Raw genomic sequence first — 8,885 nt, 5'->3', positions numbered from 1 at the left:
CGCATCGTCAATTGTAAAATCGTTGCCGAATTTTGTTTTGATTTCGTCCCAGTATTTAATTATATAAACGTACATGTCGCTTTTTGTGCGGCCCTTAAAATATTTTAAGATGTGATGTCTGTCGATTACGCGGATGACAGGAAGATAGACCGTTCTAAACCATGAAAGAATTGCCTGATCCATTCCGATTTCTTCTGTTTTGTTCATGTTGATGTAATATTTATGTGTCAAAATATGGTTGTAGATTACGTCGTATTGTCCTGGAACTGAAAAATCTAAAACCCAATAATCCGTAATATCGCCAAATCCAGTTTCAGAATAAAAAACTCTTTTTTCGTAGCTTATTACCTGCTTTGTAATTTTTTGAAGAGAATCTTTCGGGTTAAGGTGAATTTCGCTTTGAAGGCTTACAACTTCCGCGTCGATAAATTCAACCCCTTTTGCCTTTGCTACTGACACCCGGTGGTTGCCGTCGCGCACAAAATAAAGACCTCCGAGTTCATAAAGTGTGATTGGCGGAAGGTTTATGTCTTTTATGTGCGCCATGTCTATGTGTTCCCAACGGGTTTTTAAGTGCATTTTTTTTGGAAAAAAACGGTTGTCAAAATCCTGATACCGGGATTCGCTTCCTACTATGAGCTTTACAGGAACTGTTTTCATGCCAAGATAAGTTTCGTTTACTGGTTTGAGCATTTTTTTTATGTCGGAAAATGAAATCAGCGTGGTTTCTTCCGGATTTAAAAAATGCTGTATTTCGTTAAAGAGAGCTTTATTTCTTGCTTTTGCAAAATCTTCGCTTGTTTCTGAAGAAAGAAGGTTTTCAGACATTAGATTCTCCTATTGTATTTTCTGGGGAAGCAAAAAGATTCAAAACTATGTGGCTGTACGCATTTATTACAATGGTTTCTGTTTTTCCTTTGTTTTTTACAGTGGTAATTCGCTGGTCGTTTGCGTCGTAAAGGTGAATATGTCCGTGAATTAAATACGAAGGAGAAAATCTTCTTATAAACCAGTTAAAACATTCAAACCCGCGGTGGCAAGGATCTTCTTTATCGTGAATATGGCGCGGAGAAGCGTGTGTTAAAAAAATGTCTAGATATTTACCGTAACGGATTTTGTTCCATAAAAGGCCTGGAACCATTTTTAAAAGTGCGATTTTCATCTGCCGTTCTGTGTACTGGTTTAAGCCGTTGTTGTAGCGCATTGAGCCGGAAACTCCGGAAATGAGCAGCGGCCGGATTTTGTGCGTTTTTGAATCTTCTATAAGAAGATGTTTGTCGCGCAAATTTTTAAAACCTGCATAAGTTGCTCCAAAACAGCCTTTCATGTCGAGAATGCTTATTTCCTGGCGAAGTGTCGGATGCGCTCCTTTGTGGGCTTTTTTTTGTTTGTGATAATATCTGAATTCGGTAAGGTTGTGGTTTCCGAAGATAAAAAAAGCCGGTTTGTTGAGGGTTGAAACTATAAAATCAATGTAGTCAGAAGGCAAATCGCCTGCGCACAGAATTGCATCGACAGAAGCAAAACGTTCTTTTGCGAGAGAACTGTAAACGAGAGGGTCAATCTGATCAGAAACGCAGAGTATTTTCATGAAACTAAATGCCGGCTTTTGAAAGAATGTTTTCGAGTTTTTCTTTGCCGATTAGTTCAATCGGGCGGTTTTCTGCGAACCCTGTTGCCGAGCTTGTAAAGCCGGAAGAAGTGCAGACTATTGTTTTTGAACAGTTTACAGCCTTTGACTGATCGAGAAATTTTCTGATTACAGAATCTTCGATTGCGTCGGTATCGCGGCTAAAAATAAGAAGATAAAGCTGCTTGCGGACGTTCATCCAGTCGTCAGCCTTTTGTTCTGTGCATGTCATTACACAGCCCCACTTTTTGGATTCGACTTTTTGAACAGCCATTGAAAAACCTGCCATTGCCGCTTTTTTGCAGATTTCGATAAATTCTTCCTGAGAGCAGGTTAAATATTCTTTCATTGCATCGTTTGACTGCAAATCCTTGTATTCTGAAAGTTTTGCAGAAACGTCGCGGAATGAATGATTGTGCTTATAGATAATCTGCCACTGCTCGATTGCTTTGTCGATGTCGCGGTTGCGCTCATAGCAGGAAGCAAGAAAGTATCTTGAATATAGTGTTTCTTGAGAACTTTCGTCCTTAGAAGCCTTTACTGCGCGGTCGAATTCGGAAAGCGCGTTGTCTAAAGAATTTGCCATCATATAGCACGAGCCGCGCTCCAAAAGAGCACGCTGGCGATATTCAGGGTCGCGGAGCGCTTTCTCAAACGCGTTTACGGCTCCTGGATAGTCTTTGTTTTCTTTTAAGATTTTTCCGAGATAGTAGTATGAAGAATAAGTTTCCGGGCTAAGGCTGATTGCAAGGTCGATTTCTTTTTTTGCTTCTGCAAACTGTTTTGAGCGGAAAAGCAAAAGTCCCATTGCAGCGTGAGCCTTTACGTGCCGTCGGTTGAACTGAATTGCCTTCTGGTAAAAACCGAGAGCCATGTCTGCGCGGTTTTTTTGTTCGTAGATTTTTCCGCAGTTGTAATAATTTTCTGCGTTTGAAGGATCAATTTTTGTAAGAAGCAAAAATTCTTTTAAGGCTTCTTCCGGCTGGTTGAATTTTAAATAAAGCTGTGAAAGCTGTTTGCGGAAATCTTTTTCTGGAATTTTCGAATCGAAAATTGCATTTTGTGCAACGAATTTGTACTCCATTAAGGCGAGCTCGTTTTTTTTGTCCGCAAGATACGCTCTTCCAAGATAGTAATGTGTTAAATAATCGCGAGGATCTTTTGCAAGCATTGCTTTTGCGATTTTTTCCGCGGCGGAATACTTTCCGTTTTTTATGAGTTTTTTAATTGAATCGAGTTTTTTTGGCTGCACGAGGGATTTTATTACGGCAACTGCAAGAAATGTTACACCTACAAGAAGTATTGCAATTATTACAAGCTGAATCGGATTATCCATGTTTCTTAGGCTCCATAAAAATGTATACTTTTGTTTTTTCTAAAAGAACAGAATAAACTTTTGGCGTGGATATGTCAAACTTGGAAAATCGCAATATAAAAATGCTTACGCCGGATGCGGAGGGCGCAAGTTGCCGAAGGCAATGAAGCGAAAGCGGAACCCAAAGCAGCCGGTTTTTGCGTTTTTTTTGTTTTGCTGACAAAAAAACTGGGCTTTTAAAGTTTGTTGGCGTCCGTCTTAATCGCTTAATCTATAGAAAATTTAAGCCGATATTGTTGATATGAAAAAAAATTTTTGTTTGATTTTGATTTGTTTTTGTCCTTTTTTTGTTTTTTCCCAGGCGAAGAAAAATCTTGCCGCAAAAAAAAATGCGGCTTCTAAAAATGCGAAGGAATCTGTTAAAAAAGAAGAAATTGTTACGGTTTTTAACGAGGATTATGAAACAGGCGAAAAACTTTTTGGATTGAACAAGCCTGCGGAAGCGATTCCGTATTTTGAAAAATGTGTTGAGCTTGAAAATATAAACCCGAATGTTTGGATTCATTTGGGAGTTGCGTATTATCAGACCGGAGATTTTACCCGTTCTCTTGCATGCTGCGCGCGCGGTTTGACAAAGGAAAATACCGACCACAAAATTCTTGCCTACAATGCTGGAAATTCTGCATACGCGCTTACAAATTATGCAAGGGCCGATGCTTGTTATGCGATTGCGATCCGCGAAGATGAAAATTTTGGGCCTGCATATTTGAATAGGGCGAATGCGCAGTTAAAGCAGGATCATCTGCAGGACGCAAAACAAAATTACGAAAAATATCTTGAGCTTGAGCCGGAATCTAGCCAAAGGCCGGAGATTGAAAGGCTGATTTCTCTTCTTGGTGAAGAAATCGAAAGGCGTGCAAAAGAAAAGCCAGAGCTTATCGACCTTGATTTTGCGAATGTAAAAAATGATGAAGTTATTGTTGAACAGAAAGAAAAGGTGAATTATGAGATTCCTGAAGAAAAAGTTGAGGATGACGAAAAAAACGAAGAGCTTGTCCGTTCTGAAATTGTAAAGGCGCCTCCGCTTCCGCAAAAAGAAGATGAGCTTGTCGAAAACGAAACAGAAGCGGAAGAACCGTTGAAAGTTGTGCCGGAAGATGAGCCTGTTGAAATTGCGTTTGGCGGAGAAGAGCCGGTTGTGGAAGCGGTTGAAAAGAGCGTTGCGACGGCTCCTGTTCTTGTTCCGGAAAAGGCGGAACTTGAAAATAATGAAGAAGCTGCTGCTGTTCAGGATGAAAAAAAGGAATTCTTTGGTCAGGAAAATCTTGCGGACGCAGTTTACAGCCTTCCTGCTGGTGTTGTAGCTCTAAAGGCTTTAAATGCAAGTTTTTCTCCTAACAGTCCTAATTCAAGGCAGCAGAAGCAGATTTTTAATGTCAGCGCGACCGACAGAAATAAAATCGAAACTTATGTTCTTGAAATTACAGATGAATACGGAAATACCGTAAAGACTATAAAAGGCAAAAAACTTCCTGACAGAATTGAATGGGATGGAAAAACGGACTCTGGCCGGTTGGCAGACGGAAGGTTTTCTGCAAAAATTTCTGTCAATTACAGGAATAATGGAAGCGTAGACGCGGAAGGAAATTCGTTCAGCTGCTTTAGCAATGTTCCTCAGATTACTCTTGTTCCTGAAAGCGACAGTTTTTCTCCAGATGGCGACGGAATTGACGATAAGCTCAGCTTTAAAGTTTCGTCTGAAAGCGAAGCGCTTGTAAAAGACTGGAAATTTGAAGTTAAGATGAATAACCGCACAATTTACTCGAAGAGCGGAACTGGAACTCCTCCGGAAAATATAGAATGGGACGGGAAAACTAATTCGGGCGAAACTGTGAAAGACGGAAACAGTTTGAGTTACAAAATGTCTGTGACGGACGCGCTCGGAGTTTCTGCCCAGGACAGCGGAAAAGTTGAGGTCACAAAGAGCAAAAAAGATCCTGTCGTCGCAAAAAACGTTGAAATAAGCGAAAACCCTGACGGCACTGTAAATATTGCGATTCCGACTCTGTCTTTTAAAATCAACAGTTCGGAGCTTGTAAATACTGAGCAGAATTCACAGACACTCAAAAAAGTTTACGATATTTTGGTTGATGAAAAATACGAAGAATACAGGGTAACTATTACGGGCTATGTAAATCCTGATGGAGAAGAGTGGACGACAGAAGAGCAGATTCTCGCCCTTAACCGCGCAAAATCTGTCGAAAACAGGCTTAAAGGACTTGGCGTTCCTGAAAACAGGATGGAAGCCAGATGCGGAGAAGGAAAGTCTGCGAATAAAGAATACAACCGCCGCGTTGAGTTTAAGTTAAGAAAATAAAACGGACGATATTTTTATTGCCATCAAAGGCTCATCTAGTTCTTCTTACTCTGGCAAAAAGCTGTTCCTTTGTGAGCGTTGTCCAGACTGGACGTCCATGAGGACAGTGCGGGTCTGGAAGTTTTAGGGCTTGTTTTGCAAGTTCTTCGGCTGCCGCTCTGTCCAAAACATATCCGTCTTTGACTGCGGCCTTGCAGGCTGTCATTGCGGCGACAGAGTATATTATGTCTTCTGGCTTTACGAGCTTGTCGAGAAGCGCGCTCTGAAGATCCTTTTGCGTGCCTTTCCATCTTGCCGGAACTTCCGAAAATTCAAAAACTCCTTCGCCTGCTTTTTTTCCTGTAAAACCTGCATTTTTTAGAAATGGAAGCGCGGCTTCAAGATATTTTTCTTCGGACTCGTCCTCTGTCGTTATTTTGTAAGGAATTAAAAGAGACTGTGTTTCTTTTTTTTCCGAAAGAAGCTTGTTAAAAATTATCCGTTCGTGGGCGGCATGCTGGTCGATAAAATAAATTGTGTCCTGAACTTGAGCTATGAGAAAGCAGTTTAGAACGGTTCCGATGTAGCAAAAACCGTCTGAGTCTGGCTTTGTGAACTGCGGAAATTCTGTCTTTTCGTAAAGTTTTGAGATCGATTTTTCGGAAATATGGTCATTTTTGTAAGAGTGGTTTTCGTAAAGCGTTTTTTGTGTTGTCTGAGTGCTGTCGTAATTAAAAAATCTTGAACGCAGGTCGCCGCCTTTTTTTTGAGAATTTGTTGAGATTTCAGAATTTTCGTTTTTTTCTTGAAGTTTTGAATTTTCTGAAAGAGCGAGAGTTGCAAGCGATGAGAAAAATTGTGTTTCGGAATTTTCATTCGTTTTTGACTGGTTTTTCAAAATTTTTATTGAAGGTAAGGTTTCTCCAAAATCGAATCCCGGAACATTGTTCTGTTCTTCGTTGTCCTTGTCTTCAAAAATCTGGGAATTCTTGATTCCGTATGAGCGGAAATATTCTTTTACGGTTGAACTTACTCCGTGGTGAAGTGCTGAACTGTCTCTAAATCGAACTTCTTTTTTTGCTGGATGAATGTTAAAGTCCACGGTCGAAGGATCAACTTCCGCAAAAAGAGCTGCCACCGGATGTGTTCCGTTCGGAAAAAATCCCTGGCATCCGTATTCAATCGCCTGCAAAAGTGAAAATTCCTGAACGCGCCTTCCGTTTATGTAGATAAAAATTTGCCTGCGGTCGCTTCTGTAAACCGTTGGTTCGCCGATTACAAGTTTGAAATTCCATTCATTTCCGCCGCAAGCCTTTAATTCTGCAAAATTCTCGGTTGATTCGTTCAATTCAAGGGCGGAAACAAATCTTTCTGTCAAAGTAACGTCTTTTGGCAAGTCAAGCCTTAGCGAATTGTCTGTTGTAAGGCGGAATGCGATGTCTGGGCGCGGAAGCGCTTTTTCGACAAAAGTTTCGCGGCACAGCATATTTTCGGATGCAGGACGTTTTAAAAATCTTCTGCGGGCAGGATAATTTTCAAAAAGACCTTCGCTCATTACGATTGTTCCTTCTCCGTTTTGTACAAGAGGAATCTGTTCGAGCAGATGGTCTTCTAAAATGCTTGCCTTCATCCTCCAGTTTCCCGAAGAAATCGAAAGCCTGCTTACTGCGGCGATTGAAGCCAAAGCTTCGCCTCTAAAACCGAGAGTTGTTATGTTGTTCAAGTCGGCAGTGTCTACGATTTTGCTCGTTGCGTGCGGACGGGCACAGGCTGATAAATCCTCTTTTGTCATGCCAGAACCGTTGTCAGAAATTCTTATTTTTTCAATCCCGCCACCGGAAATTTCTACGGAAATTGAATCTGCTCCGCTGTCTACGGCATTGTCCATAAGTTCGCGGACAATGGCGTTTGGACGGTCGATTACTTCTCCTGCGGCAATTTTTCTTGCAACATCGGCACTCAGTTGTCTTACAGCTCTGCGCACTTTTTTGTCCTGCGGCATTTTACTGTCTTAACCCCTGTACTGGCGCTCCTGCCGTGCCATTTTCTGCATCAGCGGCCGAAAAAAGATCCATTTGCGGCGGAATTTCTGTTCCTGTCGGATTTTTTTCTGCTTTTACAGGCTGGTTGGTCAAAATCTGGATTTTTCCTTCGATTTTGTCGAGATCGGCTTCGAGGGATTTTGCAAGTTTTATTCCTTCTTCAAAATCTTTAAGCGCGTCTTCGAGCGAAATATCCGTGCGTTTTATGTCGTTTGTGAGTGATTCAAGTTTTGCAAGGTTTTCTTCAAAAGTCATTTTTCCTTCTCCTCGTATTTTTTTTAGTCTACAGTTGCGAGAATTTTTCCTTCTGCCGGGTAGATTTCGATTTTTTCTCCGTTTTTTACGTCGGTCTGACTGCGTATAATTTTTCCGTCTGCGGTTTTTACCATTGAGTATCCTCTGGCAAGAATCGTTTTTGGGCTCGCTCCTTCCAGAATTTGAACTGATTCACGTAAAAACTGCCGGAAATTTTTAATTTTTTCGTCAAAATTTGTTTGCAGCGCATTTTTTGCATTTTCAAGCCGCATAAGATAAGGCTGTTCAATCGTCCTGAACCGCATTTCCATCGAATCTGGATTGAATGACTTTATCAAAAGCTTCATTTTTTCGACTTTTGCATTTATCAGGCTTAGCATTTCGTTTTGATAGCCATTTAAATCGTTTTTTATGTCAATCAGCTGGGGAACTGCAATTTCTGCCGCGGCCGAAGGCGTCGGAGCGCGACAGTCAGCGGCATAATCGCAAAGTGCCCAGTCAATTTCGTGTCCGACTGCGCTTATTACAGGAATTTCGCTTTTGGCAACTGCGCGAACCACAGATTCTTCGCTAAAAGGAAGCAAGTCTTCTATTGAACCGCCTCCACGACCGACAATAAGCGTATCTACCATTTTAAAATCGTTCGCAGCTTGAATTTGCCGTACAATCGAAGGCGCTGCATCGTTTCCTTGGACAACAGCCGGAAAAACAATTACTTCTACAGCCGGATTTCTGCGTTTTGTAATCTGTAAAATGTCTCTCAGAGCGGCGCCGGTCGGACTTGTTATAACGCCGATTTTTTTTGGAAAAAAAGGAATTCTTTTTTTTCTGTCGGAATTGAAAAGACCTTCTGCCGCCAGGCGCATTTTTCGTTCCTCAAGAATTTGCAGTATATTTCCTTCTCCTGCAATTTCCATTTTAGAAATAATAATCTGGTAATTTCCTCTCGGAGCGTAAACCGAAATTGAACCTGTGCAGCGGACTTTTATTCCGTCTTTTGGCACAAATTTCAGGCCAGAAGTTTTTCCCCGGAACATAACTGCGCTTATTTGAGAATTTTCATCTTTTAATGTAAAATACAGATGTCCGCTTGAATTTGGTCTGTAACCGGAAATTTCTCCTTCAAGGCTTATGTTTACAAAAGAAGATTCCAGCAATTCCTTGATAACCGAAGTTAAACTGGTTACTGAAAAAACTGTATCTGATGGAAAAAGTTGTGTTGCCATAATTTTTTCCAATTTTATACAATCAGTTTATCTTGTTCAATCGAAAAACCGATAAATATAA

6 protein-coding genes are annotated in these 8,885 nt (G+C 41.0%); 1 reads left to right on the top strand and 5 read right to left on the bottom strand.

The window, feature by feature from the left end; all coding sequences use genetic code 11:
• Window positions 1-820: 820 nt before the first annotated feature.
• Both B3Y13_RS07245 and B3Y13_RS07240 read right to left on the bottom strand, forming a co-directional pair.
• Window positions 821-1,591, bottom strand: a complete 771-nt coding sequence (locus B3Y13_RS07245) for a metallophosphoesterase (protein ID WP_296668239.1) — start codon at window positions 1,589-1,591, stop codon at window positions 821-823.
• 4 nt (window positions 1,592-1,595) lie between these two features.
• Entirely contained in the window at window positions 1,596-2,966 is a 1,371-nt protein-coding gene (locus B3Y13_RS07240) for a tetratricopeptide repeat protein (RefSeq protein ID WP_296668241.1), read from the bottom strand.
• A 280-nt stretch (window positions 2,967-3,246) separates the two neighbouring features.
• On the opposite strand from B3Y13_RS07240, the gene B3Y13_RS07235 reads away from it, so the two are divergent.
• Window positions 3,247-5,322, top strand: a complete 2,076-nt coding sequence (locus tag B3Y13_RS07235) for a FlgD immunoglobulin-like domain containing protein (protein WP_296668243.1) — start codon at window positions 3,247-3,249, stop codon at window positions 5,320-5,322.
• 31 nt (window positions 5,323-5,353) lie between these two features.
• On the opposite strand, the gene mutL is transcribed toward B3Y13_RS07235, so the two are convergent.
• Genes mutL through xseA form a run of 3 tightly spaced genes read right to left on the bottom strand, consistent with a single transcriptional unit; the run spans window position 5,354 to window position 8,824 of the window.
• Window positions 5,354-7,303 (bottom strand): DNA mismatch repair endonuclease MutL, encoded by a 1,950-nt coding sequence (mutL, locus tag B3Y13_RS07230; protein WP_296668245.1) that lies wholly within the window; start codon window positions 7,301-7,303, stop codon window positions 5,354-5,356.
• 1 nt (window position 7,304) lies between these two features.
• Complete coding sequence (xseB, locus tag B3Y13_RS07225; RefSeq protein ID WP_296019878.1) at window positions 7,305-7,598, bottom strand: exodeoxyribonuclease VII small subunit; 294 nt, start codon at window positions 7,596-7,598, stop codon at window positions 7,305-7,307.
• 23 nt (window positions 7,599-7,621) lie between these two features.
• A complete protein-coding gene (gene xseA / locus B3Y13_RS07220; protein ID WP_296019876.1) occupies window positions 7,622-8,824 on the bottom strand; it encodes an exodeoxyribonuclease VII large subunit in 1,203 nt (400 codons plus the stop codon).
• Window positions 8,825-8,885: the final 61 nt, after the last annotated feature.

Origin of the sequence: Treponema sp. UBA7567 (assembly GCF_002476655.1) — a bacterium.
Classification (GTDB): domain Bacteria; phylum Spirochaetota; class Spirochaetia; order Treponematales; family Treponemataceae; genus Treponema_D.
The sequence above is the reverse complement of the archived record's forward strand: the minus strand, read 5'-3'. Positions and strand labels throughout refer to the sequence as shown.

Bases quoted from the DNA above. Each gene is read 5' to 3' on its own strand.
- B3Y13_RS07245 (WP_296668239.1), bottom strand. From the start codon at position 1,591: ATGAAAATACTCTGCGTTTCTGATCAGATTGACCCTCTCGTTTACAGT.
- B3Y13_RS07240 (WP_296668241.1), bottom strand. From the start codon at position 2,966: ATGGATAATCCGATTCAGCTTGTAATAATTGCAATACTTCTTGTAGGT.
- B3Y13_RS07235 (WP_296668243.1), top strand. From the start codon at position 3,247: ATGAAAAAAAATTTTTGTTTGATTTTGATTTGTTTTTGTCCTTTTTTT.
- mutL (WP_296668245.1), bottom strand. From the start codon at position 7,303: ATGCCGCAGGACAAAAAAGTGCGCAGAGCTGTAAGACAACTGAGTGCC.
- xseB (WP_296019878.1), bottom strand. From the start codon at position 7,598: ATGACTTTTGAAGAAAACCTTGCAAAACTTGAATCACTCACAAACGAC.
- xseA (WP_296019876.1), bottom strand. From the start codon at position 8,824: ATGGCAACACAACTTTTTCCATCAGATACAGTTTTTTCAGTAACCAGT.